This window comes from Pseudomonas sp. PDM19 (assembly GCF_014852215.1).
GTDB lineage: Bacteria > Pseudomonadota > Gammaproteobacteria > Pseudomonadales > Pseudomonadaceae > Pseudomonas.
The window spans coordinates 1,214,203-1,241,133 of record NZ_JACVBG010000001.1; the positions used below are offsets into that span (position 1 = coordinate 1,214,203).

At 67.5% G+C, this 26,931-nt stretch carries 19 protein-coding genes; 5 read left to right on the top strand and 14 right to left on the bottom strand.

Going from position 1 to position 26,931, the window contains the following annotated elements:
* Positions 1-52: 52 nt before the first annotated feature.
* Genes IB273_RS05265 through glgB form a run of 3 tightly spaced genes read left to right on the top strand, consistent with a single transcriptional unit; the run spans position 53 to position 7,565 of the window.
* Entirely contained in the window at positions 53-2,035 is a 1,983-nt protein-coding gene (locus IB273_RS05265; protein WP_192223435.1) for an alpha-1,4-glucan--maltose-1-phosphate maltosyltransferase, read from the top strand.
* A gap of 20 nt (positions 2,036-2,055) precedes the next feature.
* Positions 2,056-5,391 carry a maltose alpha-D-glucosyltransferase gene (treS, locus tag IB273_RS05270; protein WP_192223436.1) on the top strand — a complete coding sequence of 1,112 codons (3,336 nt, stop codon included), beginning with the start codon at positions 2,056-2,058 and terminating at the stop codon, positions 5,389-5,391.
* Positions 5,388-7,565: a 1,4-alpha-glucan branching protein GlgB gene (gene glgB, locus IB273_RS05275; protein WP_192223437.1), complete on the top strand. Its 2,178-nt coding sequence runs from the start codon at positions 5,388-5,390 to the stop codon at positions 7,563-7,565. Before treS ends, glgB begins: the two co-directional genes overlap by 4 nt.
* A gap of 38 nt (positions 7,566-7,603) precedes the next feature.
* On the opposite strand, the gene IB273_RS05280 is transcribed toward glgB, so the two are convergent.
* The 10 genes from IB273_RS05280 to IB273_RS05325 all read right to left on the bottom strand — a co-directional run bounded on the left by IB273_RS05280 (position 7,604) and on the right by IB273_RS05325 (position 21,878).
* Entirely contained in the window at positions 7,604-8,569 is a 966-nt protein-coding gene (locus tag IB273_RS05280; RefSeq protein WP_192223438.1) for a lysylphosphatidylglycerol synthase domain-containing protein, read from the bottom strand.
* The gene (gene clsB, locus IB273_RS05285; protein ID WP_192223439.1) at positions 8,566-9,780 is read right to left on the bottom strand and encodes a cardiolipin synthase ClsB; all 1,215 of its coding nucleotides are present in this window, start codon (positions 9,778-9,780) and stop codon (positions 8,566-8,568) included. The genes IB273_RS05280 and clsB overlap by 4 nt, the downstream gene beginning before the upstream one ends.
* Positions 9,777-10,559: an endonuclease/exonuclease/phosphatase family protein gene (locus tag IB273_RS05290; protein WP_192223440.1), complete on the bottom strand. Its 783-nt coding sequence runs from the start codon at positions 10,557-10,559 to the stop codon at positions 9,777-9,779. Before IB273_RS05290 ends, clsB begins: the two co-directional genes overlap by 4 nt.
* A gap of 121 nt (positions 10,560-10,680) precedes the next feature.
* On the bottom strand, positions 10,681-12,807 hold the full coding sequence (gene glgX / locus IB273_RS05295; RefSeq protein ID WP_192223441.1) for a glycogen debranching protein GlgX: 2,127 nt from the start codon (positions 12,805-12,807) through the stop codon (positions 10,681-10,683).
* Positions 12,808-12,822: 15 nt separating this feature from the next.
* A complete protein-coding gene (locus IB273_RS05300) occupies positions 12,823-13,275 on the bottom strand; it encodes a DUF2934 domain-containing protein (protein ID WP_192223442.1) in 453 nt (150 codons plus the stop codon).
* Positions 13,272-15,998 carry a malto-oligosyltrehalose synthase gene (gene treY, locus IB273_RS05305; protein WP_192223443.1) on the bottom strand — a complete coding sequence of 909 codons (2,727 nt, stop codon included), beginning with the start codon at positions 15,996-15,998 and terminating at the stop codon, positions 13,272-13,274. The genes IB273_RS05300 and treY overlap by 4 nt, the downstream gene beginning before the upstream one ends.
* Positions 15,991-18,033, bottom strand: a complete 2,043-nt coding sequence (gene malQ, locus IB273_RS05310) for a 4-alpha-glucanotransferase (RefSeq protein WP_192223444.1) — start codon at positions 18,031-18,033, stop codon at positions 15,991-15,993. The genes treY and malQ overlap by 8 nt, the downstream gene beginning before the upstream one ends.
* Positions 18,033-19,778, bottom strand: a complete 1,746-nt coding sequence (gene treZ, locus IB273_RS05315; protein ID WP_192223445.1) for a malto-oligosyltrehalose trehalohydrolase — start codon at positions 19,776-19,778, stop codon at positions 18,033-18,035. Before treZ ends, malQ begins: the two co-directional genes overlap by 1 nt.
* Positions 19,775-21,304 (bottom strand): glycogen synthase GlgA, encoded by a 1,530-nt coding sequence (gene glgA / locus IB273_RS05320; protein WP_192223446.1) that lies wholly within the window; start codon positions 21,302-21,304, stop codon positions 19,775-19,777. The genes treZ and glgA overlap by 4 nt, the downstream gene beginning before the upstream one ends.
* Before the next feature lie 370 nt (positions 21,305-21,674).
* Complete coding sequence (locus tag IB273_RS05325) at positions 21,675-21,878, bottom strand: DUF2934 domain-containing protein (protein ID WP_081519924.1); 204 nt, start codon at positions 21,876-21,878, stop codon at positions 21,675-21,677.
* Positions 21,879-21,966: 88 nt separating this feature from the next.
* Between IB273_RS05325 and IB273_RS05330 the strand changes: the two genes are divergently transcribed.
* Both IB273_RS05330 and IB273_RS05335 read left to right on the top strand, forming a co-directional pair.
* Entirely contained in the window at positions 21,967-23,076 is a 1,110-nt protein-coding gene (locus IB273_RS05330) for a DUF3182 family protein (RefSeq protein WP_192223447.1), read from the top strand.
* On the top strand, positions 23,063-23,848 hold the full coding sequence (locus IB273_RS05335; protein ID WP_081519926.1) for an alpha/beta hydrolase family protein: 786 nt from the start codon (positions 23,063-23,065) through the stop codon (positions 23,846-23,848). The genes IB273_RS05330 and IB273_RS05335 overlap by 14 nt, the downstream gene beginning before the upstream one ends.
* Positions 23,849-23,867: 19 nt before the next feature.
* On the opposite strand, the gene IB273_RS05340 is transcribed toward IB273_RS05335, so the two are convergent.
* Genes IB273_RS05340 through IB273_RS05355 form a run of 4 tightly spaced genes read right to left on the bottom strand, consistent with a single transcriptional unit; the run spans position 23,868 to position 26,864 of the window.
* Positions 23,868-24,527, bottom strand: coding sequence for a glycosyltransferase (locus IB273_RS05340; protein ID WP_192223448.1), 660 nt, complete (start codon positions 24,525-24,527; stop codon positions 23,868-23,870).
* On the bottom strand, positions 24,524-25,102 hold the full coding sequence (locus IB273_RS05345; RefSeq protein WP_318652465.1) for a class I SAM-dependent methyltransferase: 579 nt from the start codon (positions 25,100-25,102) through the stop codon (positions 24,524-24,526). Before IB273_RS05345 ends, IB273_RS05340 begins: the two co-directional genes overlap by 4 nt.
* The gene (locus tag IB273_RS05350; protein ID WP_192223449.1) at positions 25,099-25,842 is read right to left on the bottom strand and encodes a PIG-L deacetylase family protein; all 744 of its coding nucleotides are present in this window, start codon (positions 25,840-25,842) and stop codon (positions 25,099-25,101) included. The genes IB273_RS05345 and IB273_RS05350 overlap by 4 nt, the downstream gene beginning before the upstream one ends.
* Complete coding sequence (locus IB273_RS05355) at positions 25,839-26,864, bottom strand: acyl-CoA dehydrogenase (RefSeq protein WP_412548069.1); 1,026 nt, start codon at positions 26,862-26,864, stop codon at positions 25,839-25,841. Before IB273_RS05355 ends, IB273_RS05350 begins: the two co-directional genes overlap by 4 nt.
* Positions 26,865-26,931 lie beyond the last annotated feature (67 nt).

Sequence of the window (26,931 nt, forward strand, 5' to 3'; positions counted from 1 at the left end):
ATCCACCACGAGCGCGCCACGGAGCGCGCACCGCCGCGAGGAGGGCGCCGCAATGGAACGGGAAAATCCGGCCAGCCGGGCCGAGGCCGCCGCCAATGAGCCGCGCATCGTCATCGAGGACGTGCAGCCACGCCTGGAAAGCGGACGTTTTGCTGCCAAGGCCATCAGCCACCGCGCATCGCGCATCCACGCGCGCATCTTCAGTGATGGCCACGACAAGCTGGCTGCCGAGGTCGCCTGGCGCGAGAGCAAGGGTCAGCCGTGGCAGAAAACGCCCCTGCAAGCGCTGGGCAACGACCACTGGGAAGCGCATATCACCCCGACCCAGGTCGGCCGCACCGAATTCATCGTGCTGGCCTGGATCGACAGCTATGCGAGTTTTCGCTACGAGCTGGAGAAGAAGTACGCCGCTGGACAGGTGGTGGACCTGGAGTTCCGCGAGGGCATCGAACTGCTGCAGCACGTGCTGCAGACGGCGCCGGAGGACTGTGAAGCGGAGCTGGCGCAGATCGTGCGCGAACTGCAGGGCAGCGAAGAGCGCGAGGCGCGCTTCGGCCTGCTCATGGCGCCGCGCACCCTGGAAGTGATGCAGCGCGCAGAACACCGGCCGTACCTGACCCGCAGCCTGACTTTCGAACTGGATGTGGAGCGACCACTGGCTGAATTCGCCAGCTGGTACGAGCTGTTCCCGCGCTCGGAAAGCAGCGTGCCCGGCCAGCACGGCAGCTTCGCCGACGTTCACCGGCGCCTGCCGGACATCGCCGCCATGGGCTTCGACGTCCTGTATTTCCCGCCGATCCATCCCATCGGCCGCCAACACCGCAAGGGCCGTAACAACAGCCTGCAGGCCGGTCCGGACGACCCCGGCAGCCCCTACGCCATCGGCAGCGAAGAGGGCGGCCATGACGCCGTGCATCCGCAGCTCGGCACGTTGGAAGACTTCCGCGACCTGGTGGGAGCCGCCCGCGAACACGGCCTGGAAGTCGCCCTGGACTTCGCCATCCAGTGCTCGCCGGACCACCCCTGGCTGCGCGAACATCCCGGCTGGTTCAGCTGGCGCGCCGACGGGACCATCCGCCACGCGGAGAACCCGCCAAAGAAATACGAGGACATCGTCAACGTCGACTTCTATGCGCCGGACGCCGTACCCGATCTGTGGATGGGGTTGCTGCAGGTGGTGCTGGGCTGGGTGGAGCAGGGCGTCAACCTGTTTCGCGTCGACAACCCGCATACCAAGCCGCTGCCCTTCTGGGAGTGGCTGATCGCCGAAGTGCGCCGCGAGCATCCGCAGGTGATCTTCCTCGCCGAGGCCTTCACTCGGCCGGCGATGATGGCGCGACTGGGCAAGGTGGGCTTCAGCCAGAGCTACACCTACTTCACCTGGCGCAACACCAAACAGGAGCTGGAGGAATACTTCAGCGAGCTCAACCAATCGCCGCTGCGCGATTGCTACCGGCCGAACTTTTTCGTCAACACACCGGACATCAACCCCTATTTCCTGCAGCGCTCCGGGCGCTCCGGCTTTCTCATCCGGGCGGCGCTGGCGACCATGGGGTCGGGCCTGTGGGGCATGTACTCGGGCTTCGAGCTGTGCGAGGCGGACCCGGTGCCGGGCAAGGAGGAATACTTCGACTCCGAGAAGTACCAGCTGCGCCAGCGCGACTACCACGCCCACGGCAACATCGTCGGCGAGATCACCCGGCTCAACCGCATCCGCCGCGAGAACCCGGCGCTGCACAGCCACCTCGGCTTCCAGGCCTATCGCGCGTTCAACGACAACATCCTGCTGTTCGGCAAGCGCACCGCGGACCTGTCCAACTTCATCATGGTCGCGGTCAGCCTCGACCCGGACAACGCCCAGGAAGCCGACTTCGAGCTGCCGCTCTGGGAGTTCGGCTTGCCCGATGACGCGTCCATGGGCGGTGAGGACCTGATGAACGGCCACCGCTGGACCTGGCACGGCAAGCGCCAGTGGATGCGCATCGAGCCCTGGCACCTGCCGTTCGGCATCTGGCGCCTGCATCCCGAGACCTGACCCGTAAAGGAGCGCGACCCATGGCCAAGCGCAAGACCCGCCCCTTTCTCGATGATCCGCTCTGGTACAAGGACGCGGTTATCTATCAGTTGCACGTGAAGTCCTTCTTCGACGCCAACAACGACGGCATCGGCGACTTCCGCGGGCTGATCGAGAAACTCGACTACATCGCCGACCTGGGTGTGAACACCCTCTGGCTGCTGCCGTTCTACCCCTCGCCACGCCGCGACGACGGGTACGACATCGCCATGTACAAGGGCGTGCACCCCGACTACGGCACCCTGGCCGATGCCCGCCGCTTCATCGATGCGGCCCACGAACGCGGGCTGCGGGTGATCACCGAGCTGGTCATCAACCACACCTCCGACCAGCACCCCTGGTTCCAGCGCGCACGTCGGGCGAAGAAGGGCTCCCAGGCGCGCAACTGGTACGTGTGGTCCGACGATGACGGCAAGTACGACCAGACGCGGATCATCTTCATCGATTCCGAGCAGTCCAACTGGACCTGGGACCCGGTGGCCGGGCAGTACTTCTGGCACCGCTTCTACTCGCACCAGCCGGACCTCAACTTCGACAACCCGCAGGTGCTGCGCGCAGTGCTCGGGGTGATGCGCTACTGGCTGGACATGGGCGTGGACGGCCTGCGCCTGGATGCGATTCCCTACCTGATCGAGCGTGAAGGCACCAACAACGAGAACCTCCCCGAGACCCACGTGGTGCTCAAGCGCATCCGCTCCGAGCTGGACGCCCACTACCCGGACCGCATGCTGCTGGCCGAGGCCAACCAGTGGCCGGAGGACACGCGGCCTTATTTTGGCGGGACGGACGGTGGCCCCGGCGACGAGTGCCACATGGCCTTCCACTTCCCGCTGATGCCGCGCATGTACATGGCCATCGCCCAGGAAGACCGCTTCCCGATCAGCGACATCCTGCGCCAGACCCCGGCGATCCCGGACAACTGCCAGTGGGCGATTTTCCTGCGCAACCACGATGAGCTCACCCTGGAGATGGTCACCGACGACGAGCGTGACTACCTGTGGAACTACTACGCCGCCGACCGCCGCGCGCGCATCAACCTGGGAATTCGCCGCCGCCTGGCGCCGCTGGTGGAGCGCGACCGCCGGCGCATCGAACTGCTCAACAGCCTGCTGCTGTCCATGCCGGGCACCCCGACCCTCTACTACGGCGACGAGATCGGCATGGGCGACAACATCTACCTGGGCGACCGCGATGGCGTGCGTACGCCGATGCAATGGTCGATGGATCGCAACGGCGGATTCTCCCGTGCGGACCCGGCCAGCCTGGTGCTGCCGCCGATTCTCGATTCGCTCTACGGCTACCAGGGTGTCAACGTCGAGGCGCAGGCGCGCGACCCGCACTCACTGCTCAACTGGACCCGTCGCATGCTCGGCGTGCGCAAGCAGCAGAAGGCCTTCGGCCGCGGCAGCATCAGCATGCTCTCGCCGCCGAACCGGCGCATCCTGGCTTACCTGCGCCAGTACCGGCCGGAGGGCGAGGGCGCAAGCGAAGAGACCATCCTGTGCGTCGCCAACCTGTCCAATGCCGCCCAGGCGGTGGAGCTGGACCTGGCAGCCTTCGACGGCCGGGTGCCCGTCGAGATGCTCGGTGGCGCTTCCTTCCCGCCCATCGGTCGGCTGACCTACCTGCTCACGCTGGCGCCCTACGGTTTCTACTGGTTCTACCTCGCCGACAGCCAGCAGATGCCGGCCTGGCACGTGCAGCCCGTGGAGCGCATGCCCGAGCTGCCAACCCTGGTGCTGGCCCAGCGCCTGGGCGAGATCATGAACGGTGCAGCACGCGAGCTGCTGGAGAACGACTCGCTGCCGCGCTACCTGCCCAAGCGCCGCTGGTTCGCCGGCGGCCGCCTGGAAGCCGGCAGCGCCCACCTGCTGTATGCGATGCCACTGACCGAGGACGATGCGGCGCCGATGCTGGCGGAGGTGGAAGTCGCCGGTGCCGAGGGCGCGGAGCACTATCAATTGCCACTGGCTGCCGTGCCGGAGAAAGGCAGCGCCGGCAACGATCTGCCTCAGCAACTGGCCATGGCCCGGCTACGCCGCGGGCGCAAGGTCGGGCTGCTGACCGACGCCTTTGCCTTGCCCGCATTCAGCCGCCTGGTCCTGCGCATGCTGCGCGAGACAGCGACGATGCAAGGCCCTGCCGGCGAGCTGCAGTTCCTGCCGCAACCCGGCTTGCCGCAGTACGGCGAGATTGGCGAGGAGGCGGAAGTCCGCGTACTCAGCGTCGATCAATCCAACAGCTCCGCGCTGATCGGCGACAAGCTGCTGCTCAAACTGCTGCGCCGCGTATTCCCCGGTGTACATCCGGAGGCGGAGATGGGTGGCTACCTGAGCCGGCGCGGCTACGCCAACATCGCTCCGCTGCTGGGCGAGGTACGGCGTATCGACGCCAGGGGCGAGCCGCATACCCTGATGTTGCTGCAGGGCTACCTGAGCAACCAGGGCGATGCCTGGAGCTGGACACTGAACCAGCTGGAACGCGCCATGCGCGACGGCGTGCTGCCGGGCGTGGAAGCTGCCGAGCCTGGGTTCGACGTGATGGAAGAGTTGCGCCTGTTCGCCGGCAAGCTTGGCCAGCGACTGGGCGAGATGCACCAGTTGCTGGCAGAAGCCACCGACGTGCCGGATTTCGGCCTGCACCGCAGTGGCGCCGCTGACAGCGCCGCCTGGAACAGCAGCATCGGCACGCAGATCGAACAGGCGCTGGAGGCTCTGCAACGCTCTCGTGGCCACCTGGAGGAGCGTGGCGGCGTGATGGTCGACTGGTTGCTGGAGAAACGCGGCGAACTGCTGCAGGCCGTGGCCAACCTGGCGCGGTTGGCCGAGGGCGGGGTGATGATCCGCGTCCACGGCGACTTGCACCTGGGCCAGGTCCTGGTGGTGCAGGGCGATGCGTTCCTCATCGACTTCGAAGGCGAGCCGAACCGCCCGTTGGCCGAGCGCCGTCGTCGCCATAGCCCGCTGAAAGATGTGACCGGCGTACTGCGTTCCTTCGACTATGCCGCCGCCATGGCCCTGCGCAGCGCCCAGGGCACCGAGGCGCCCGCAGAACTCCAGGCAGCGCGCGCGGAGCTGGCGCTGCGCTATCGCCGCGAAGCCCGCGACGCCTTCCTCGAAGCCTATCGAGCCGCCGCTGTGGACCTGCCGCACGAATGGCATGGCCGCGAAGGCGAGGGCGCGGCGCTGGCCCTGTTCAGCCTGGAGAAGGCCGCGTACGAAGTGCTGTACGAAGCCGGACATCGCCCTGACTGGCTGGACGTTCCGCTGCAAGGGCTGTTCGAACTGGCGCGACATCTGATTGGAGGACGTACATGACACCGCCCCGCGACCTGGACCATCTGCAGCGTGCCGACCACGCCGATCCCTTCTCCTTCCTCGGTCCGCACCGTGACGCAGAGGGCGAACTGGTGCGGGCATGGCTGCCCGGTGCGCTGGCGGTGGAACTGTTGTCGCCGCAGGACGAATTCCTCGTCGCCATGGAGCCGCTGGATGCCGGTGGGCTGTTCGTTGCGCGCCTGCCCCGGAAGACACCGTACCGGCTGCGCATCCACTGGCCCGAGCATGAGCAGGTCACCGAGGACCCCTATGCCTTCGGCCCTTCCGTAAGTGAACTGGACCTCTACCTGTTCGCCGAGGGCAACCATCGCCAGCTCGGCAAATGCTTCGGCGCGCAGGCGATGGAGCACGAAGGCGTGCCCGGCGTGCGTTTCGCCGTGTGGGCACCCAATGCCAGGCGGGTCTCGGTGGTGGGCGACTTCAACGGCTGGGACGGTCGCCGGCATGTGATGCGCCTGCGCTACCCGGCTGGCGTCTGGGAACTGTTCATCCCGCGCCTGCAGCCGGGCGAGGTCTACAAATACGAATTGCTCGGCCAGGACGGCCTGCTGCCGCTCAAGGCCGACCCGATGGCGCTGGCCACCGAGATGCCGCCGGCCACCGGCTCGCGGGTAGCGGACCCGACACCCTTCGCCTGGCAGGATGACGAATGGATGCTGCAACGTGGCGAGCGCCAGGGATTCGACCGGCCACTGTCAATCTACGAATTGCACGCCGGCTCCTGGCAGTGGGTGGAGAACCGCGCGCCGACCTGGGACGAGCTGGCGGATCGACTGATCCCCTATATCGACGACCTGGGTTTCACCCATATCGAGCTGATGCCGATCATGGAGCATCCCTTTGGTGGCTCCTGGGGCTACCAGCCGCTGTCGCTGTTCGCGCCCACCGCGCGCTACGGCAGCCCGGCGGAATTCGCCCGTTTCGTCGACCGCTGCCACCAGGCCGGGATCGGCGTGATCCTCGACTGGGTGCCGGCGCATTTCCCCACCGACGCCCATGGCCTGGCGCACTTCGACGGCACCGCGTTGTACGAGTACGCGCACCCGTTCGAGGGCTTCCATCAGGACTGGGATACCTTCATCTACAACCTCGGCCGCAACGAGGTGCATGGCTTCATGCTGGCCTCGGCGCTGCACTGGCTGCGTGAATACCATATCGACGGGTTGCGGGTGGATGCGGTGGCCTCGATGCTCTACCGCGATTATTCGCGCAAGGACGGCGAGTGGATTCCCAACCGCCACGGCGGCCGGGAGAACCTCGAAGCCATCGAGTTCCTCAGCCACCTCAACAGCGTGGTACACACCGAAGCGCCGGGCGCGCTGGTCATCGCCGAGGAGTCCACCGCCTGGCCGGGCGTCAGCCGGCCGACGGAAGAGGGCGGCCTGGGCTTCGCCTACAAGTGGAACATGGGCTGGATGCACGACAGCCTCGCGTACATCCGCGAAGACCCGATCAACCGCGGCCATCACCACCACAAGCTGACTTTCGGGTTGCTCTACGCCTTCTCCGAGCACTTCATCCTGCCCATCTCCCACGACGAGGTGGTGCACGGCAAGGGTTCGCTGCTGGGCAAGATGCCCGGCGACCGCTGGCAACAGTTCGCCAACCTGCGGCTGTTCCTGTCGATGATGTGGACCCATCCGGGCAAGAAGCTGCTGTTCATGGGGTGCGAGTTCGGCCAGTGGCGTGAATGGGACCACGACGGCCAGCTGGACTGGTACCTGCTGCGCTACGCCGAGCACTTCGGCGCCCAGGCGCTGGTTCGCGAGCTGAACCAGCTGTTGCGTGAGGAGCCCGCGCTCCACGCCTTCGACGATCGCGCCGAGGGTTTCCACTGGCTGATCGGCGACGACCAGCGCAACAGCGTCTACGCCTGGCTGCGTCTGGCTGGCGACGGCGCGCCGCTGCTGGTGGTGCACAATTTCACCCCGGTACCACGTCCGCACTACCGCATCGGCGTGCCGCTGGCCGGCCATTGGCAGGTACTGCTCAACAGCGACGCCGACGCATTTGGCGGCTCGGGTGCGGGCAGCCGGGGGGCGCTGGAAAGCGACCCCCATGAATCCCACGGGCAGACTCAGTCCCTGGCGCTGGACCTGCCGCCGCTGGGCTGCCTGATCCTGCGCCCCAACGGCGACGCCGTCGACCTGTAGCGGCAGGCCACGCCTTGATCCGCCGGCAGGGTCGGCGCTCAGGACGCCCGCGCGGCTTCCCGGCGATCCGCGCGCCGCTTCAGCTTCTTGGCATGCCGCTCCAGCCACAGGTAGACCAGGCAGGCGAGCAGCAGCGGAATGAGGAAGTACAGCACCCGATAACCGATCAGCGCGGCCACCAGTTCACCGCGGGAGAAATGATCGCGCAGCACGGTGATGAACACTGTCTCGATGACCCCCAGGCCCGCCGGCACATGCAATACAACGCCGGCGATGCTGCTGATCATCAGGGTCGCCAGCACTTCCGGATAGCTCGCCGAGGCGGGCAGCAGGCTATAGATCAGCAGCGCCATCATCGACCAGTTGCTGGCCCCGGCGATGCCCTGCAGAGCGGCGAGGCGCCAGGTCGGCAGGTTCAGCCGGTAGCGCTTCCAGCCCCAGGCGCGGCGGCTGGCGAAGCGACAGGCCAGCAGGTAGGCCGCGCCCAGCAGCAGGAGCAACACGCCGATTGCCCGCAGGCCGCTCTGGCCGAGGGACCAGCTCTGCGGCAGGTCGGGGAAACCAGAGACGAACAGCGCCCCCGCCAGCAGCAGGTAGCCGTACCAGTTGGTGATCAGGCTGAAGGTGAGGATGCGCGTGATGTCCCCCGTGCTCATCCCCAGTCGCCCGTAGAGGCGGTAACGCAAGGCGATGGCTCCGACCCAGGAACTGAGGTTGAGGTTGAAGGCGTTGCACACGAAGGCCACGGTGAACACTCGCCGCACCGGCAGCGGGTGGCCGATGTAGAAGCGGCTGAGCACATCGAAGCTGCTGAAGATGCCGTAGCTGCAAAAGGCGATCAGCATGCCCAGCGCCAGGGTGCTGAGCGGGTATTCGCGCAGCAGGCGGAATACCTCGTCCCAGTCGGTGGCGCGCAGCAGCAGGAACAGCAGCACCGGCAGGGCAATCAGCAGCACGATGTTGAAGGCGCGGTTGGCCCGCTTCCAGAAGCGCTTGTGGTTCATGGCTGCACCGGCGAATGGCCGGCCTCATCGTCGATGCTGGCGGGGTGGAGCATCTGCCGGTGTGCCGGCAACTGCCCGGCGATGGCGGGGAAGTGACGCAGGAAGTGGAAGCTCAGGAACACCAGCGGCGCGCGCCACCAGTAGCCGCGGCGGGCATGCTGGCGGGTGACGCGGCGGCAGCTGTCGACGGCAAGGCCCTGCAGGTGCTCGTGCAGGCCACCGGCGAAGGCCTCATCCTCGATCATCAGGTTGCCTTCCAGGTTCAGCGACAGGCTCAGCGGGTCGAGGTTGCTCGAGCCCACTGTGGCCCAGTGCCGGTCGACGACCGCGACCTTGCCGTGCAGCGGGCGCTCGCAGTACTCGTAGATTTCCACGCCGTCGCGCAACAGCGTGTCGTAGAGCAGCTTGCTGCATAGCCGGACCAGCGGCATGTCGGGCAGTCCCTGGAGGATCAGCTGCACCTTCACCCCGCGCCCGGCCGCATCGCGCAGGGCGCGCAGCAGGCGATAACCGGGGAAGAAGTAGGCATTGGCGATCAGCAGCCGCTCCTTCGCCTGACGGATGGCGCGCAGGTAATGCTGCTCGATCTCGGTGCGGCGGTAGAGGTTGTCACGGATGGCCAGGCAGGTCCGGCAAGGGCCCGCCGACGCGCCAGGGTGCGCGGCGTCACCGGTGGGAATGTCGCCGCCCTCAAGGTAAGGAGCAGGGCTGAGCAACTCCAGGCAGGCGCGACGGATGTCTTCCACGCCGGGGCCTTCGATCCTCACCGCGTAGTCCTGCTTGGCCATGGTGCCGAAGTCGGCCAGGTGGTCGGCGCAGTAGTTGATGCCGCCGACGAAGGCCACGGCACCGTCCACCACCACATGCTTGCGGTGCAGGCGGCGGAACAGGTTGGTGCGCATGCCCAGCAGCAGGGGCTGCGGGTCGAACAGGTGCAGGCGCACACCGGCATCCAGCAGGCCGCCGACAAAGCCTGCGTCCAGGTCCGGCGTACCGTAGCCGTCGGCGGTCACTTCCACGCGGACGCCGCGATTGGCAGCGTCGATCAGTACCTGGCGCAGCCCGCGCCCCACCTTGTCGTCACGCAGGATGAAGGTTTCCAGCAGAACTTCGTGCCGCGCGCTCTCGATGGCGCGGAACACGCTGGGAAAGAAATCCTCGCCATTGATCAGCAGCTCCACGCGGTTGCCATCGCGCCATACCTCGTTCATAGCGACACCTCCGCGAGCAGCGGCAGGTGATCGGAGAGGTGCGGCCAGGGCTTGCGGTTGAGCACTTCGCTCAAGGTGACCTTGAGGTGGCGCACGTAGATGCGGTCCAGCCGCAGCAGCGGCCAGCGCGCGGGGAAGCTGCGCGGTTCGCCGCCGCTCTCGGGGAAGGCTGGGCGCAGGCCGCAGCCGGCAAGGACGCCGGTGGCTTTGCAGCGCCAGTCATTGAAATCACCGGCGACCACCACCGGGTCGTTGGCGGGCAGGTCGCCAATCAGCGCGCACAGCAGCTGGAGCTGTTTCTGCCGCTGCGCTTCATGCAGCCCCAGATGCACACAGACCGCGTGCAGCGTGCCTTCGCCGGGCAGGTCGATCTGTGCGTGCAGCAGGCCGCGCTCCTCGGTACCGGCCACCGACACATCGCGGTTGTCCCAACAGCGAATCGGCAGGCGCGAGAGCAGGGCGTTGCCGTGATGGCCTTCGGGGTAGACGGCATTGCGTCCATAGGCGAAGGCCGGCCACATGCTGTCGGCGAGGAACTCGTACTGGGGCGCTTGGGGCCAGTTGGCATGGCGCTCGGCGTGCAACTGGTGTTCGCCGTGGACTTCCTGGAGGAACACCAGGTCCGCCGAGGTGGCGCGCGCCGCGTCGCGCAGTTCGTGAAGGATGAAGCGGCGGTTGAAGGCGTTGAAGCCCTTGTGGGTGTTCACCGTGAGCACGCGCAGCAAGGTTCCGGCTTGCGCCTGGGCAAGGCTCTGCGGACCGGCCTCGGCCTGGGTCATGTGCCTCCTCCCCATGGAGTTGATATTCCGACGCCGGGCCTGCGCCTGGTGACTTCGGGCCTCCGCGTCTACTGGTTCCGACTGAGCCACGCGGGCGACGTTCAGCCGGATTGCCCGACGGTCAGTCGTCGCTGCGACGCAGGGTGAACAGGGCCAGCGAGCGAGCGCTTAGCGGGTAGGCAGCGCCGAACTCCCAGTTATGCTCATGCTCCTGCGGTTCGGCGCTGTCCAGCAGGTACTGCCAGTCGCGGCCCTGGGCTGTCTCCGGAAGGATGAAATCGAGACCCTCGTGCCCGGCGTTCAGCAGCAGGAGGAGGGTGGCGTCACCGCCGCTGCGGCGGATACCCGTGGGTTGCGCGCGACCGTCCATGAGCATGCCGAGGCTGCGCCGTTGCGGGTCGTGCCAGCGATCCTCGGTCATTTCCTCGCCCTCGGGCGCGAGCCAGGTGACGTCACGCACACCCAGGTCCTCGTTGTACTCGCCCACCAGGAAGCGCCCGCGCCGCAGGATCGGGTAGGCCTGGCGCAGGCGGATCAGCCGGCGGGTGAAGGCCAGCAGTTCATGGCCTTCGTCGTCGAGGTTCCAGTCCACCCAGCCCAGTTCGTTGTCCTGGCAGTAGACGTTGTTGTTGCCCTGCTGGGTGCGGCTGAACTCGTCACCGGCCAGCAGCATGGGCGTGCCCTGGGAGAGCAGCAGCGTGGCCATCAGGTTGCGCATCTGCTGCACGCGCAGGCGGCGGATGCCCTCATCGTCGGTAGGGCCTTCGACGCCGTGGTTCCATGAGCGGTTGTCGTCGTGGCCGTCGCGGTTGTCCTCGCCGTTGGCCTGGTTGTGCTTGTGGTCGTAGGTGACCACGTCGCGCAGGGTGAACCCGTCGTGGGCAGTGATGAAATTCACCGAGGCATAGGGCCGACGGCCGCGCTGGTCGTAGAGGTCCCCCGAGGCGGTGAGGCGCCGCGCCAGGTCCGGCAGCTGGCCTTCATCGCCACGCCAGAAGCTGCGTACGGTGTCGCGGAAGCGGTCGTTCCACTCCACCCAGCCGGGCGGGAAGCCGCCCACCTGGTAGCCGCCGGGGCCGCAGTCCCAGGGCTCGGCGATCAGCTTGCGGTGGCTGAGCACCGGGTCCTGGCGGCAGGCGACGAGGAAGCTGTGGCGCTCGTCGAAACCGTCGGCGTAGCGCCCGAGGATCGATGCAAGATCGAAGCGGAACCCGTCCACGCGCATCTCCGTGGCCCAGTAGCGCAGCGAGTCGGTGACCATCTGCAGCACGCACGGGTGGCTCAGGTCGAGGGTGTTGCCGGTGCCCGAGTCGTTGACGTAGTAGCGGCGGTTGTCGGCCTGCAGGCGGTAGTAGGAGACGTTGTCGATCCCGCGCATGCACAGGGTCGGGCCCAGCTCGTTGCCTTCGGCGGTGTGGTTGTAGACCACGTCGAGGATCAGCTCGATGCCGGCCGCGTGCAGGTGCGCGACCATTTCCTTGAACTCGTTGACGTGGCCGCTGGCGAGGTAGCGGGCCTGGGGCGCGAAGAAGGCGATGCTGTTGTAGCCCCAGTAGTTGCTCATGCCCTTTTCCAGCAGGTGCTTGTCGTCGAGGAAGCCATGCACCGGCAGCAGTTCCAGGCTGGTGATGCCCAGCTGTCGCAGGTGCTGCAGCAGCTCGCTGTTCATCAGCCCGGCGCAGGTGCCGCGCAGGCGCTCGGGCACCGCGGGGTGGCGCATGCTCAGGCCGCGCAGGTGGGCTTCATAGATGACAGTCTCGTCCCACGGCACGCGCACCGGCTGCTGCTCGCCCCAGGTGAAGGCCGGATCGATGACCTTGCACTTGGGGACGAATGCCGCGCTGTCGCGCTCGTCGAAGCTGAGATCCGCATCCGGCGAGCCAATGGTGTAGCCGAACAGCGATTCGGACCATTTCAGTTCACCCACCAGCTGCCGCGCATAAGGATCGATCAGCAGCTTGTTGGGGTTGAAGCGGTGCCCCGCGTCGGGTTCGTAGGGGCCATGCACGCGATAGCCGTAGATCTGCCCCGGATGGGCATCGGGCAGGTAGCCGTGCCAGATCTCGTCGCTGTATTCGGGCAGCTCGATGCGTTCGATCTCGTGCTTGCCCTGGGCATCGAACAGGCACAGCTCGACCCGCGTGGCGTGGGCGGAGAACAGCGCGAAGTTGACGCCCAGGCCATCCCAGGTGGCCCCCAGCGGGAAGGGGCGGCCTTCGGTGACGCGGGACTGTGCTCGTCGTGTCATGGCCGGCTCCTGGGGTCAGATACTCTGCTTCTTCGTGCGTGGCTTGGGCGCCGTTGGGTTGCCGGGAGTCGCTGCCTCGGCCAGGCTGGGCTTGGGCTTGCGCTTGGCAGTGGGCGTCACGGTCGGCGCACTTTTGGTCGGCTTGGCCTTGGCCGGGGACTTGCGCTCGGCCGCCGGCGGTGTCGGCGTCACGGTTTCGCCTTCGTCCTGGTTCGGCACTTCCGGGTCTGCCTTGGGCAGGCGTCCCTTGCGCCGCGGCGGCTCCTGGAGGAGGGCAGGTTTCTCCGGTTCCTTGTCCCCCTCGAAGCGGGGTTTCACCGGTTCCTGCGTACCATCGACATTTCCTGCCTCGGCTTCGGCGAGGCTGCGCGCCATGCGCCAGTGGCGGTCATGCTGGCCTTCCGGGCGCCCCTCGGACTCCCAGATCTGGTAGGCCAGTTCGCGGACTCTTCGCTCATTGACCTTCATCGTTCACCTCCGGATATGAGCAGGTTGACCGGGGTCTCACCGAGCAGCTCAGCCAGGCGGGGTTCCCCGTTGTGCGGTTCGAGCGGGCCAGCCAGCCCGTTCCAGCGGATGGCGGCCAGCGAGGAAGGCAGGTGCAGGCGCGTGTCCGTCCAGCGCGCTGGTGGCACCTGCGGCAGTGAAGAGTCGCCGAGCAGCCCGGCTACGCAGCGCGGCACCACGACTAGCAGGTGTTGGCCGGCGTGGCTGCGGACGAAGGCGGCGACCTGTGCGGCGTGCTCGCCGCGTGCTTCTAGCGGCAGGTAGTCGCCAGCTGTGAAGAGTGCCGGCCAGCGCTTGCGCAGCCCGAGGGCCCAAGCGAGCAGCGCCTGCTTGATGCGGCCAGTGCGCCAGTCGCGCAGCAGCGCGGGCCAATCCGGCGGGCCGTCCAGCGTGGTCTCCAGGCTGGCGAAGTCCGGGATGTGCCGGTTGTCCGGGTCGACCAGGCTGAAGTCCCAGAGCTCACAACCCTGGTAGAGATCCGGAACCCCGGGCGTGGTGTTGCGCAGCACGCACTGAGTCAGTCCATTGAGCGCTCCGGCCGGCATCAGGCTGCGTGCTGCTTCGGCGATGGACCGGCGCAGCGCTGCGCCGTCGTCCGCCAGCAGGATGCCGGCGAGAAATTCGCCGCAGACGCGTTCGTAGGCTTCGTTGGGCGCGCTCCAGTCGCTGTCCAGCTTGGCCTCGCGAATCGCCTTGCGCTGCCATTGCTCGATGCGCCGGTGATACTCGCGCAGGCCTTCCGCGTCGTCGGTGTCGAGTTCCAGCGGCCAGCTGCCGAGCAGGCACTGGTAGAGGATGAGTTCGTCGCCGCCACTGGGCGCGGGGCCACGGGCGATATGCTGGCGCAGCGGCGCGGCGAGTTTCCACCAGCTCCAGGCCCGCTCGGCGAACCACCCGGCGCGCTCGCTGAGCACCGCCAGGCGCGCCCGGCAGTCCTCGCCGCGCTTGTGGTCGTGGGTCGCGGTGGCCAGCATGGCGCGGGGGAAGTTGCGCAGGCGCTTCAGGCAGGCGAGGTGGAAGGCGTCCGTATCGCCCCCGAGGGACTGCGGATCGAAGCCGACATCGTTGCGCCCCAGCGCTGCCGCCGAGCGGTAGCAGGCGGTGTCCTCCAGGGACTTGGCGGCGATCGGTGGTGTGAGCTGCTGGAATCGGTCCAGTGCCAGCTTGCGCAGCTGCCGCATCGGGCCGGGCGGCTGACTGCGCAGCGCCTCGCCGCCGAGCATGCGATCAAGCCAGCCGAGGGTCCGCTGGTCGCCCGGTTCCAGGTGTTGCTGGGCCCGCTCCAGCGCCTGGCTGAAGAAGTGTTCGTCCTGCTCGGAGCGGCCCAGCGCGTCGGCATAGGTGCGATAGACGGGGAAGGCGGCGAGCAACTGGAACAGCGCGCGGCGGATCGAGCCCAAGGGGATGTCGCGGCTGGCCAGGGTGAACCGAGCGATGTGCCAGAGCTGCTGTGCAAGGCCTTCGACGTCGCCGGCGAACAGCGAGGCCAGCACATGCTTGCGCGCCTGGCGGACTTCCTCGGCGAACCCGTCCTGCCGGCCGCTGACCTCCAGCCACAGATGGCGCAACAACGGCTCGCCACGGGCGTCGTGCAGCAGCTGCGACACCTGATTCATGAAGTCGTAGCCGGTGGTGCCTTGCACCTTCCAGTCCGCCGGCAGGGCTTCGTCGGGGCCGAGGATCTTTTCCACGTAGACCGGTGCGCCGCGGGTGGCCCGCCATAGGCGTCGGCAGTAGCCGCGCGGATCGGCGAGGCCGTCTACGTGGTCGATGCGCAGGCCGTCGATCAGCCCTTCTTCCATCAGCTGCAGCAGGTAGGCGTGGCTGGCCTGGAACACGTCCGGGTGTTCGGCGCGCAGGCCTACCAGCTCGTTGATGTCGAAGAAGCGCCGCCAGTTGATGTCGTCCGCCGCCACCCGCCAGTTGGCCAGGCGGTAATGCTGCTGCTCGATCAGGCGGTGCAGGCTGTGCCAATCCTCGCGGTAGGACGCCAGCAGGGTGGTGAGCCGTCCGCTGTCGGCAAGCGGAGCGGCCGCTTCCCGGCAGAGCGCCTGCGCCAGATGACGGCCCAGCGGATGGTGGTGCAACTCGACGAAGCGCGGTGCCAGGGCCAGCAATTCGGGGCATTCGGTATGGCAGAGGATCATCCCGTAGCTGGACGGGCAGACCGGGAATCGTTGCTCGCCGTAGTGCAGCAGGAAGCGCGCGCTGGCGTTGTCGTAATCCAGGCAGATGCGCCCCGAGGTCACCTCGTCGATATAGTCGTCGCCCAGGCACGGCAGCAGCACCTGCTGGTCCAGCAGCGGGTCGTCGCTGTGCCAGCGGATGTCGAAGAAGTGCGCATAGGGGCTGTCCAGGCCCCACTCGAGCACGTCCTGCCACCAGGGATTGGCGTCGCCGATACGCATGTGGTTGGCCACGGTGTCGACGATCAGCCCCATGCCGTTCTGCCGAAGGCCCGCCACCAGCCGGCGCAGCGCTGGCTCGCCGCCCAGCTCCTCGCTGATGCGGGTCGGGTCCACGGAGTCGTAACCGTGCATCGAGCCCGGCTGCGCAGCCAGTAGAGGTGAGGCATACAGGTGGCTGATGCCGAGCCGGGAGAAGTAGTCCAGCCAGGGCAGGGCGTCATCCAGGGTGAACTCCCGGTGGAACTGCAGGCGCAGGGTGGCGCGGATTTCAGCCATGTTCGCGCCCTCCGTCACGCGCACGGCGCAGGCGTTCCATGCGCGCACGCACTTGCGGGTCGTCGAGCATCTCTGCGGCGTTGCGCTCGAAGCGCCGTCGCCAGTTCGGATGCGCATCGCCGGGCCCTGGCAGGTTGGGCTGCTCGATGCAGGCGAGGGCGTCTTCCAGCGGCAGCAACACCAACGGCGCAGGCGTGGCCCCCAGGAACTCGATGGCGCCGTCCAGCACCGGGTCTGACTGGATCTGGTTCTCGCCCAGGGCCCGGCGCAGGGCGAAGGACTCGTGCTGGCGGGTATTGCGCTCGTCCGCGGCGGTCTCGCGGCTGCGCTGGCCGAGCTGCTCGCGCCAGTCGATGTCGCGGCCTTTCTGCCAGCCCTCCAGGGTCGGCAGGTCATGAGTTGTGCTGGTGGCCAGGGCGTTGTCTGGCCACTGTGCCGGTGCGATGAAGCGGCCGTGCTGCTGCTCGAACAGCAGCACGCGCATGCCCAGGATGCCGCGCTCGGCCAGTGCCTCGCGCAGCCCCGGTGGCACGGTGCCGAGGTCCTCGCCGATGATGATTGCCTGGGCGCGTTCTGCTTCCAGGCAGATCAACCGTAACAGGTCCTGGATCGGATAATCGAGGTAGGCGCCGTCCTGTGGCTCCGCGCCGGCTGGAATTACCCAGAGCCGGCGCAGGCCGAGGATGTGATCGATACGCAGACCACCGACGTAGCGCAGGTTCGCCCGCAACATCTCGATGAAGGCGCGGAAGCCATTGCGCCGCAAACCGTCCGGGGAGAAGGCGCAGATGCCCCAGTTCTGCCCGGCGCGGTTGAGGATGTCCGGCGGGCAGCCGACGCTGACGCCGGTAAGCAGTTCATCCTGGCGCATCCACGCCTGGCTGCCGGACGGTTCGGCACCCACCGCGAGGTCGGCGATCAGGCCGATACCCATGCCGGCAGCTTTCGCGTCGGTCTGCACCTGCCGCAGGCCGCGGGCGATCAGCCACTGGCCGAACGCCTGCTGGCTGATCGCCTGTTCTTCGTCGACCATGAAATGGCCCAGCTCGGTGCTGCCGGCGTTACGGTAATCCTCGGGCCAGAAGCGCCAGTCCAGCCCGTCGCCGGCTTCGGCGCGGCGCAGTTGCAGGACCTGGAAGCAGCAATGCTGCAGCAGTTCGGCGCCACCGAGATTGCGGAAGGCAAGGAAGTCTTTGTGCAGCTCGCCGGCCTCATGCTGGAACTGCCCGTAGAGCTGCGTCAGCAGGCGGTCGCGCAGGTGGGCGACGCCGAGCCAGTCGATCAGCGGCAGCGCTTGCAGGCGCGCCAGTTCGGCTTCCAGCTCGGCGGCGGCGAGCGCCTCGCGTACCGGTTCGTCACCCAGTACAAGTCCAGGCGCTGCATAGAGTTCGTTGAACAGCAGCCGGCTCGACGGCGAGTACGGGCTGTAGATCTCCCTCGAGGCGGGGGACATGGCGTGCACCGGACTGATGGCGATGGCATCCGCGCCTTGCCCGGCTGCCGTACGCACCAGTTGGGCGAGGGCGGCGATGTCGCCGGCGCCACCGTCCTGCTCGCGGCGCAGGGAGTAAAGCTGCGCGGAAAGGCCCCAGACACGCTGCCTTCCGCCACAATACTGCGCCACCGACGGGCAACGCGGGGGCGCCACGGCAAGGATGATTTCCCGCTCGCCCAGGTGCAGGGGGTAGTAGCCCGATTGCTCGATCGCGGGTAATTGTCCGTGTTCGTCGACCTGGCCTTCGCTGTGGCCGCTGTCGTCTTCGTTGAACAGCTTGTAGCGGCTCCCGGGTGGCACCGGAACGGCAATCGGCTGCCCTTGGTCGGCGGTAATCAGCGGTGGCAGTTCTGCCTGGCGGCGCTCCAGCGCATCCAGGCTCTGGCGAATCTGCTCCGGACTCTGCGCCGGGAAGCCAAGCGCTTCCAGCACAGAGCGTTGCACCTCGGCGGTCAGGCGCTGCGGGCGGTTATCGGCATCCATCCAGTCGATGGCCAGGCCCGCTTCGCTGGCCAGGCGCTCCAGTTGCGCATCGCTCATCAGGTCGTCTCCAGGCTGGCGACCAACGCGGCGGCGCCCAACCAGCCGTGGCGGTAGTGCGCCACACCCTGGCCACAGCAGAACAGCACCTGGGCGCCTTCGCCCGGCGGTTCGATGGCGACGTCGTCCGAGCCGAGGTTGAGGTCGATGCGCCAGAGGCTGCCGTCGCCGAGCCGCCATTTCGCGCTCAGTGCACGCTCGGCCAGCGGTTGCGCATCCAGTGCGCGGCTGCCGGGCAGGTGGGGTGTCAGCCAGCGCTGACGCAGCGCCAGCAGCTGCCGGCAGTGCGCTCGCCAGGTGTCGTCACCCTGCTCGGGACGAGGCCGGGAGGCCACGTAGGTCTGGTAGTCATTGGGATCGGGAATCCAGGCGGCAGCGCCCGGCGAGGAAAATCGGCTGAAGCGCCTGAACTCTTCTCGTCGGCCTTCGGTGACAGCCCGCGCCAACTCGCCCTGGTAGTCGGTGAAGAACAGGAAGGGCTGCTGCTCGCCCCATTCCTCGCCCATGAACAGCATCGGCACCATGGGGCCGAGCAGCACCAGCGCATTCGCCGCGCGCAACTGGTCCGTGCGCGCAAGGGTGGTGAGGCGCTCGCCCAGCGCACGGTTGCCGACCTGGTCGTGGTTCTGCAGGAAGGCCACGAAGGCCTGCGGGCTGAGCTGGTCGCTGGGTTCGCCGCGGGCGATGCCGCGGTAGTCGGTCTCGCCCTGGAAGGCGAAGCCCTCGCGCAGGCAGCGGCACAACTGTTCGATCGGGGTATGCGAGTAGTCGAGGTAGTAGGCCTCGTCCTCCCCAGTGAGCAGGACGTGCAGGCAGTGGTGCAGGTCGTCATTCCACTGGGCGTCGAAGCCGCGCTCGCCTTGCAGCAGGCTGGCCTCGTTGTGTTCGTTCTCCAGGATCAGGTGCAGCTCACGGCCTTCGGCGGCCCGGCGGGCGCGTTCGGCCAGTTCAAGAAGGAAGCCCTTGTCGGAGATGGCGTGCACGGCGTCGATTCGCAGGCCGTCCACGCGGTACTCGCGCACCCACATTTCGGCGTTGCCGATGAAGAACTCGCGCACCGCCGGATGGCGGAAGTCGATGGCCGGGCCCCAGGGCGTCTGCTGGTCGGCGCGAAAGAAGGCGCTGGCGTAGCGGCCGAGGTAGTTGCCCTGCGGGCCGAAGTGGTTGTAGACCACGTCGATGAACACCATCAGCCCCAGACCGTGGGCCGTGTCGATCAGTCGGCGCAGATTGTCCGGGTCGCCATAGGCACACGACGGCGCGTAGGGCAGCACACCGTCATAACCCCAGTTGCGCCGACCGGGGAAGGCATTGAGCGGCATCAGTTCGATGGCGGTGATACCCAGCGCGGCGAGCTCTTCCAGTCGCCCCTGCAGCGCCGAGAACCCATCGAACAGTCCGACGTGGACTTCGTAGATCACCGCTTCGTGCCAGGGTCGGCCGCGCCAGTTCGGGTACAGCCAGCGGTAGGCGCCGGGGTCGACCACACGGCTTTCGCCTTCGACACCACCGGCCTGGTCCCGCGAAGCCGGATCCGCCACCAGCAGGTCGTGGTTGATGCGGTAGCGGTAGGTCTGCCCGACGATGGCTGGAACCTCGGCGCTGAACCAGCCGTCGTCGATCTTTTCCAGGTCGTGGCGTTTGCCACCGCCCAGTTCCACCTCAACGCGCTGCGCATCCGGCGCCCACAGCGAAAACCGCACCTTGCCGTCGGGCAGGGTCATCGCGCCGTGCTGCAAGGTCATCGCACGGCCTGCGCCGGCACCCGTTGCAGCAGGCGCTGGTAGAGGGAGGTATAGGGACGCACGGCTTCGTCCCAGGGCAGCGGCGACTCCATGGCCTTGCAGCGCATGGCGTGCAGCAGTTCGGGGTAGCGGTAGATGTTCAGTGCGCGGCGCACGGCGTCGAAGTAGCTGGCGGGGGTTTCGTCGCGGAACAGCAGGCCGGTGACGCCATCGATGATGGTGTCGGCCAGCCCGCCGGTGTGCCGGGCGATGGGCAGCGAACCAAAGCGCTGGGCGTACATCTGGCTGAGGCCGCACGGCTCGTAGCGCGAGGGCATGAGCAGGAAGTCGCTGGCGGCATAGATGCGTCGGGCGGTGGTCTCGTCGAAACCGACCTGCACGCCGACCCGGCCCGGATAACGCTCGGCGAGTTCGCGCATGGCCTGCTCCAGCTCCGGTTCGCCGCAGCCGATGGACACCAGCCGGCCACCGGCGGCAACCATCTCGTCGGCGATCGCCAGGGTCAGGTCGATGCCTTTCTGCTGGACCAGCCGCGAGACCACCGCAAACAGCGGGCCGCGCCCAGGGAGCAGGCCGAACTGCTTCTCCACGTAGTCGGCATTGCGGCGTTTCCCGGCAATGTGCGAGGCCTCGAAACCTTCGATCAGGTGCGGATCGGTCAGCGGGTCCCAGCCGGCATCGATGCCATGGGTGATGCCGCTCAGTTGGCCGCGGTCACGACGCTGGGCAAGCACGCCGTGCATGCCGCAGCCGAGGTCCGGCCCGGTGATCTCACGGGCATACGTCTCGCTCACCGTGGTGATGTGGCTGGCATGACTGATACCGGCCTTGAGGAACGACAGTTTGCCGTAGAACTCCATGCTGCCCGGCAAGCCGGCGGAGTCCGGCAGGCCCAGCTCGGCGCAGCAGCCCAGCGGGCAGGAACCCTGGTAGCCGAGGTTGTGGATGGTCAGCACGCTGGGTGTGGTCTGCCCGCGCCAGGCCATGTAGGCCGGTGCCAGTGCGGTGGGCCAGTCGTTGACGTGGAGCAGGTCCGGCGACCAGGCCAGTGCGCTCACGCCGGCCGCGATGTCGGCGGCGGCCAGGCTCAGGCGAGCGAAGCGAATGTGATTGTCGGCCCATTCGTGGCCGTTCTGGTCGACATAGGGGGTGCCGGGACGGTCATAGAGCTCGGGGCAGATCACCGCGTAGACCACCAGCCCGTCGGCCAGCTTCAGCTCACCGATGTCACAGGCCGGCAGCGCGGCGCGGCCTGGCAGGCGTCCGACAATCCTGCAGGCGATAGCGCCCTTGAGCACCTGCGGATAACCGGGGATCAGCACCCGGATATCGTGATCGGCGAGCAGCGCGCGGGGCAGGGCGGCGGAGACGTCACCCAGGCCGCCGGCCTTGACGAAGTCGCTGAATTCGGAGGTGGCGAAGAGTATCCGTTTGCGCCGCTGCGGCGGCGTACCTTCGGCCGACGGGATCGGGGTGACGTTGACTGTGGCTTCTTCCAGGCGCACATCGGCCAGCTGGTTACGCATCGTTGACTCCTCGATTCGTCAGGGCGACTGGCGTTTCCTGCCAGCCCCGTGGTTCTCCGTGGTGTTTGTCCTGTCCTGCGGGGGACCGGCCCCCAGCGGGCGAAGTTTCGAATTTCTGCCGACGCGCACTACCGACGTGGCGGCATCCCGGTCAGCGCGGGAGCCGTTCGGTTGGAGGGGCATCAGGCAGGGGCAGAAGGCGCGACCGAAAATGCTGCGGCCGACAGGCATTGCTGCAAGCAGGGTCCGTACCAGTCTTCGACGTGGCGCTAACTGCTTGATCGGATGGGCAATTCGGAAGGGAGCGTGGCGATGTGCGACCAGCAGAATGCACGATGGCCCTCTGCGTCGGTTGCAATACGCCTTGCCGCTACGCTTCGCGGCGAGGGTTGCGCTTGCCCTTGTAGTCCAGCTCCTGAGCGCGTTCGACGGGCAACGAGCGACCCAGGTGCTCTTCGGCCATCTGCCAATGGCGGGCGGCCTGGCCGCTGGGTTTGCCTTCGGCAACCCAGAGGTCATAGGCCTTCTGGCGTATCTGTGCTTCGCGGTCCTGGTCGTTGCGGTGCTGATTCATGGTCGGCTCCAGCAGTTCGTCATCTGTGTAGAACCGATGACTGCTGCGTCAGTCAGGTTGTTCATACAGCCTGACCGAGGGACGCTTCATGAACGATGCCGATCGCCCACGCCTGGTCGTGGCCTGCTCGCTGGACCCGGATGCGCAGCCTGCCGACCGCCAGACCCACGAGGCGCTGGCCTCCTGGCTGGCGCAGATCCAGGGCCTGGACTTCCGCTCCGAACCGCCCTCGCACCGGCAGCCCGGCCAGCAGTTCTACTGGGTGCCGGATGCCACGGTGGCAGGTCGCGAACAGGCTGAGGAGTTTGGCATCCATGGCCCGTTGGACCTGTTCGGCGGCTATGTGCAATACGGCTTCCAGGGCGGCAAGGCCATCGTCCACCCGCTGATCGACCGACCGACCCTGACCCCGCGCGGCTGGAGCGACGCATTCGCTGCACGGGTAAAACCGCTGGTGCTCGATGGCCACAGCGTGTTCTCCCACAACGACGCCGTGCGTTGTGCCAGCGCCCGCCTGCAGCGTGGCCCGCAACGGCTGAAGCCGGCAGCCAGCCGGGGCGGGCAGGGCCAGCAGGTCGTGGCGGATACGGACCAGTTGGCAGAGGCCCTGGCTTGCTACGAGGAAGATGATTACCAGGAAGGGCTGGTGATCGAGGACGACCTGGACGAGCCGCAGACCCACAGCTTCGGCCAGGTAATGATCAATGGTGTTCTGCTCAGCTATCACGGCGTCCAGCAGCGCAACCGCAATCCGCGCGGTGAGCTGGTTTACGGCGGTAGTGACCTGCTGGTGGTGCGTGGCGACTTCGCCTGCCTGCTCGCACTGGACCTGGTGGAATCGGTGAAACTGGCAATCCACCAGGCGATGCAGTTCGACCGCGCCGAGCATCAGTTGCTGCCGGCCTTTTTCGCCTCGCGGCGCAACTATGACGTCGCCCAGGGCCTGGACGTCCACGGCCAGCGTTGCTCGGGCGTGCTGGAGCAGTCCTGGCGCATCGGCGGTGCCAGCGGAGCAGAACTGGCGGCGCTGGAAGCCTTCGTCGCCGATCCGGCGCTGTGCGTGGTGCGTGCCTCGACGTTCGAAATCTTCGAGGACAAACCCCTGCCGGACAACGTTCGCGTGCTGTATCGCGGGCCGGACGAGCACGGCGATTTCCTCATGAAGTACGCAATGGTGGCGCCTTATGTCTTCCCGTGACGAGCTGTTTCCCCGTGAGTTTTCCAGCGACGAGCGCATCGATATCGATGTCGGCAGCCTGCGCCTGCAGGGTAATTTCCTCAGCCCGCGCACTCATGTACCCGGCGTACTCTTCGTGCACGGCTGGGGCGGCAGCCAGGAACGCGATCTCAATCGGGCTCGCGGTATCGCCGGGCTTGGCTGCGTCTGCCTGACCTTCGACCTGGCCGGCCACGGCGCTGGCGAAGCGCTGCAGGCTTCCATCACCCGCGAAGACAACCTGCGCGACTTGCTGGCCGCCTATGATCGGCTGGCGGCGCACCCACGCATCGACTCCAGCGCCATCGCGGTGGTCGGCACCAGCTATGGCGGCTATCTCGCCGCGATCCTCACCGAGTTGCGCGCTGTGCGCTGGCTCGCCCTGCGCGTGCCGGCGATCTACCGCGACGAGGACTGGGACGTGCCCAAGCGCGACCTGCCCCGCGACGACCTGATGGCCTACCGCTCCAGCCTGATCCCGGCGGCCAGCAACCGCGCACTGAAGGCCTGTTCCGGGTTTCACGGCGATGTGTTGCTGGTGGAGTCCGAGCACGACAGCTATATCCCGCACCCGACCATCATGAGTTACCGCGCAGCCTTCCAGCGCACACATTCGCTGACTCACCGGATCATCGACCAGGCCGACCATGCGCTGAGCAGCGAGACGTCCCAGGCCGCCTACACCGACATACTGGTGCGCTGGATCACCGAGATGGTGGTCGGCGAGCGGGCCAACCGGCTGATCGTCGGCTGAGCCACACGGCGCCGCCCGTTCATCCAGAAGGTGCCGCGAGTCCATCAAGGAACTCGCCGAAACCGTGGCGCGCCCGGCAATCACGACGAGCGCTGGTCGTCACGCAGGTCTGGTGCGTCCAGACGATACGAGCGCCGCTGCGCTCCAGGTCGCGGACCAGGTGCACGTCCTCGTCCGCAGGCAGCGGGCGGAAGCCGCCGGCGCGCTGGTAGGCGCGGGCACAGACGCCCAGGTTGGCGCCATGGATATGCCGGTGGTCCTCGTGGCTCTGGTAATGATCCTCGTAGATCAGGCGAACCGGCTCCACGCGGGGCGACCAGTCCTCCACGCGGACGGTGCCGCAGACAGCTTCTGCGCCGAAAGCCAGCTGGCGCACCAGCCAATCGCGGTCGACGCTGCTGTCCGCGTCGGTGCAGGCCAGCCAGCGGGCACCCAGTTCCAGCAGACGCGCCGCCCCGGCGCGGCGGGCATGGCCAACGTTGCGTTCTTCGACTCGCAGCACGGAGACACCCGCTGCGTGCGCCACGGCTTCGCTGCCGTCAGTGCAGGCGTCCAGCACGACAAGGATGCACACCGTTTCCTCGTTCAGCTCCGGATGCCGTGCCGCCTGCTGCAGCGACGTCAGGCAGGCGCCGAGCAGTTCCGCTTCGTTATGTGCCGGCACCAGTACGCCGATCATGCAGCGGCCTCGCCGTACCACAGCTCCAGGCGAAAATCCGGCTCGACATGGCTGACCGTGGCTGCAGCGGCCATTGCCCGTGCGAGATATTCATGCACCGCATCCCCCGTGAGCGAGCAGCCGTCGATGGGATGGCGCCAGTGGCAGGCGACCAGCACGCCGCCCGGCTGCAGGCTGGCCGCCGCGCGGTGGCAGATGCAGGCCCAGTCGTCAGGCGCCAGGTAATAGCCCAGTTCACCCAGCATGATCAGCTCGAAGCGCTCCCGAGGCCAGTCGGCGGGCAGGCAGTGCCTGGCCAGCCGAACGTTCTCAAGCCCGGCAAGACGCTGGCGGGCGAGGGCGAGGGCCTCGGCACTGAAGTCGCTGCACAGCAGCGAGTCGACCCTGCCGGCGAGTTCGGCGCTGGTCTCGCCATTCGCGCAGGCCGGCTCGTAGCCACTGGCGAACCGGCCGCGCGGCAAGCTGGCAAGGATCAACCCGCGCTTGCGGCGCTCGTACCAGGATGAGCGGAATGACCAGGGGTCAGGATCGTCACGGAACATCTCGTCGAAATGGCTGGAGGTCAGTGCGCTCACAGGAAATACACCTCGAAGGGTTGCAGCAGGGTCTCCAGCAGGCGCGCATCGATGATCGGCCGGGGGCCTTCGAGCTGGCTGGCGTGCGCGTGGATCGCCCGGCGTTTGCGCTGCATCGCGGCCTTGTCGATATCCAGTCGGTGCGCCCTGGCCCAGGGCAGGCGCGGGTCGCCGGGCGAGGCCCAGTGCCAGGCCCAGATTGGCGCTTCAATATGCCGGGCGCCGCAGCGCGCGGCGGCCTGGGCGCAGGCCAGCCCGGTGGCCTCGTGGTCGCGGTGACCATCGTGGCGCCAGGTGCTGATCAACCGATCGCCGGGTCGTAGCCATTCGGTCAGCGCTTCTGCCAGGGCATCGGCTTGTACACCACTGTCCGGCAGGTGCAGGCGTTGCCATTGCCATGAGAGGCGATCGAGACCCAGTTCGGCCAGTGCGCGACGGCTTTCTTCCTGCCGAGTCGTGCGCAGGCGCTGCGGCGTCCAGTGCGGCGAGTCCGGGTGGCTGCCTTCACCATCAGTGACAGAGATCAGCAGCCCCTCGCGATCACCGGCAAGACTGGCCAACAGGCCGCCGCACGCCAGTACCTCGTCGTCGGGATGCGGCGCCACCACCACCAACCGCCGGCCCGCCGGGAACAGCTCGCGGCTGCTGATTCGCGGCAGCCGGTCCAACTGCCCGCCGGCCCGCCAGGCTGAGGTGGGCGTGCCGGCCGAACCGGCGATCAGGTTGAAAGCGTCACTCACAACGCCCACCGTTCGTGGCGCTGGTTCGCCAGCTGCAGTCCAAGGTGCGCCAGGTCGCGCTCGCCGTGGCTCTGGCGGAGAAATACCGGCAGGTCGGCGGCAATCCGGGCGAAGCGCCGGTCGCGGCAGAAAGGCGTGGCGCCAAGGGCGTGGCCGACGTGCCATTGCACAGCCTCGACCGCGCCTTCGACCTGGGCACGTACCCGGCGCGCGGGCAGTTCGGAGTCGGCCTCCGGGTTGTCGTCGATCCAGCTGGCGCATTCGCGCAATGCACCGGCGGCGCCCGCCAGCGCGGCATCCACCGCGCCCAGATGGGCCATGGCGTGCACGTCTTCGGCCCGGCCATTGCGCAGGTAACTGGCCAGGCAACTGGCAGCGCCGTACCAGCAGGCGGCTATGCCGGCGCCGCCGTGCCAGAAACCCGGCCGCTGCAGATAGGCCTGCGGATTGCCTACGCAGCGCGCCAGTACCCCCTGGAAATCAACCGTGGCGCTGCGGGTAGCCGCCATGCCGACGGCATGCCAATCGTCATCGCCCATCCTTACGCCCGGCTGGTCGAGGGTCACGGCAATCAACTGCGGTCGATCCTGCTCATCCTTGGCCGTCACCAGCGCGTGCTCCACCAGCGAGGCGCCCGAGCACCATGGCTTGCTGCCGCTGATGCGCACCAACCCGGCCTCGCGGGCAACGATCCTCACGCTGGTGCCCGGCGGCTCGGCCGCCCAGACCGCCCAGGTGCCGGGACGGGTTTCTTCCTCCAGTTCGCCAAGGATGGCCAAGGCGTCGGTATGCCCCTCGTACAGCTTGAGCAGCGATAGATCGCTGCCGGCTACCGCCGACAGAGCCTGCCAGCGGCGCAAGGTGGCGCCGCTCCCCGGGCTGGGCAGCAGGTCCAGGCCGCTGTCGCTCAGGGTGCGCAGCGCGTGGCCGAGCGTGGCTTGCTGCTGGTCGGCGTGCAGCGGCAGTTCGAAATCCTGGAGCAGGGCGCACAGTGCATTCAGGCCATCCTGGGTCATGGCGATGTCCGATGGTGAGGGGCTTATTCATCCGGACTGACTTTGCCGCGCATGGGTTCAAACCCTCTGCGTG

Coding starts and splice junctions, on each gene's coding strand:
- IB273_RS05265 (WP_192223435.1), top strand. CDS start 53: ATGGAACGGGAAAATCCGGCCAGCCGGGCCGAGGCCGCCGCCAATGAG.
- treS (WP_192223436.1), top strand. CDS start 2,056: ATGGCCAAGCGCAAGACCCGCCCCTTTCTCGATGATCCGCTCTGGTAC.
- glgB (WP_192223437.1), top strand. CDS start 5,388: ATGACACCGCCCCGCGACCTGGACCATCTGCAGCGTGCCGACCACGCC.
- IB273_RS05280 (WP_192223438.1), bottom strand. CDS start 8,569: ATGAACCACAAGCGCTTCTGGAAGCGGGCCAACCGCGCCTTCAACATC.
- clsB (WP_192223439.1), bottom strand. CDS start 9,780: ATGAACGAGGTATGGCGCGATGGCAACCGCGTGGAGCTGCTGATCAAT.
- IB273_RS05290 (WP_192223440.1), bottom strand. CDS start 10,559: ATGACCCAGGCCGAGGCCGGTCCGCAGAGCCTTGCCCAGGCGCAAGCC.
- glgX (WP_192223441.1), bottom strand. CDS start 12,807: ATGACACGACGAGCACAGTCCCGCGTCACCGAAGGCCGCCCCTTCCCG.
- IB273_RS05300 (WP_192223442.1), bottom strand. CDS start 13,275: ATGAAGGTCAATGAGCGAAGAGTCCGCGAACTGGCCTACCAGATCTGG.
- treY (WP_192223443.1), bottom strand. CDS start 15,998: ATGGCTGAAATCCGCGCCACCCTGCGCCTGCAGTTCCACCGGGAGTTC.
- malQ (WP_192223444.1), bottom strand. CDS start 18,033: ATGAGCGATGCGCAACTGGAGCGCCTGGCCAGCGAAGCGGGCCTGGCC.
- treZ (WP_192223445.1), bottom strand. CDS start 19,778: ATGACCTTGCAGCACGGCGCGATGACCCTGCCCGACGGCAAGGTGCGG.
- glgA (WP_192223446.1), bottom strand. CDS start 21,304: ATGCGTAACCAGCTGGCCGATGTGCGCCTGGAAGAAGCCACAGTCAAC.
- IB273_RS05325 (WP_081519924.1), bottom strand. CDS start 21,878: ATGAATCAGCACCGCAACGACCAGGACCGCGAAGCACAGATACGCCAG.
- IB273_RS05330 (WP_192223447.1), top strand. CDS start 21,967: ATGAACGATGCCGATCGCCCACGCCTGGTCGTGGCCTGCTCGCTGGAC.
- IB273_RS05335 (WP_081519926.1), top strand. CDS start 23,063: ATGTCTTCCCGTGACGAGCTGTTTCCCCGTGAGTTTTCCAGCGACGAG.
- IB273_RS05340 (WP_192223448.1), bottom strand. CDS start 24,527: ATGATCGGCGTACTGGTGCCGGCACATAACGAAGCGGAACTGCTCGGC.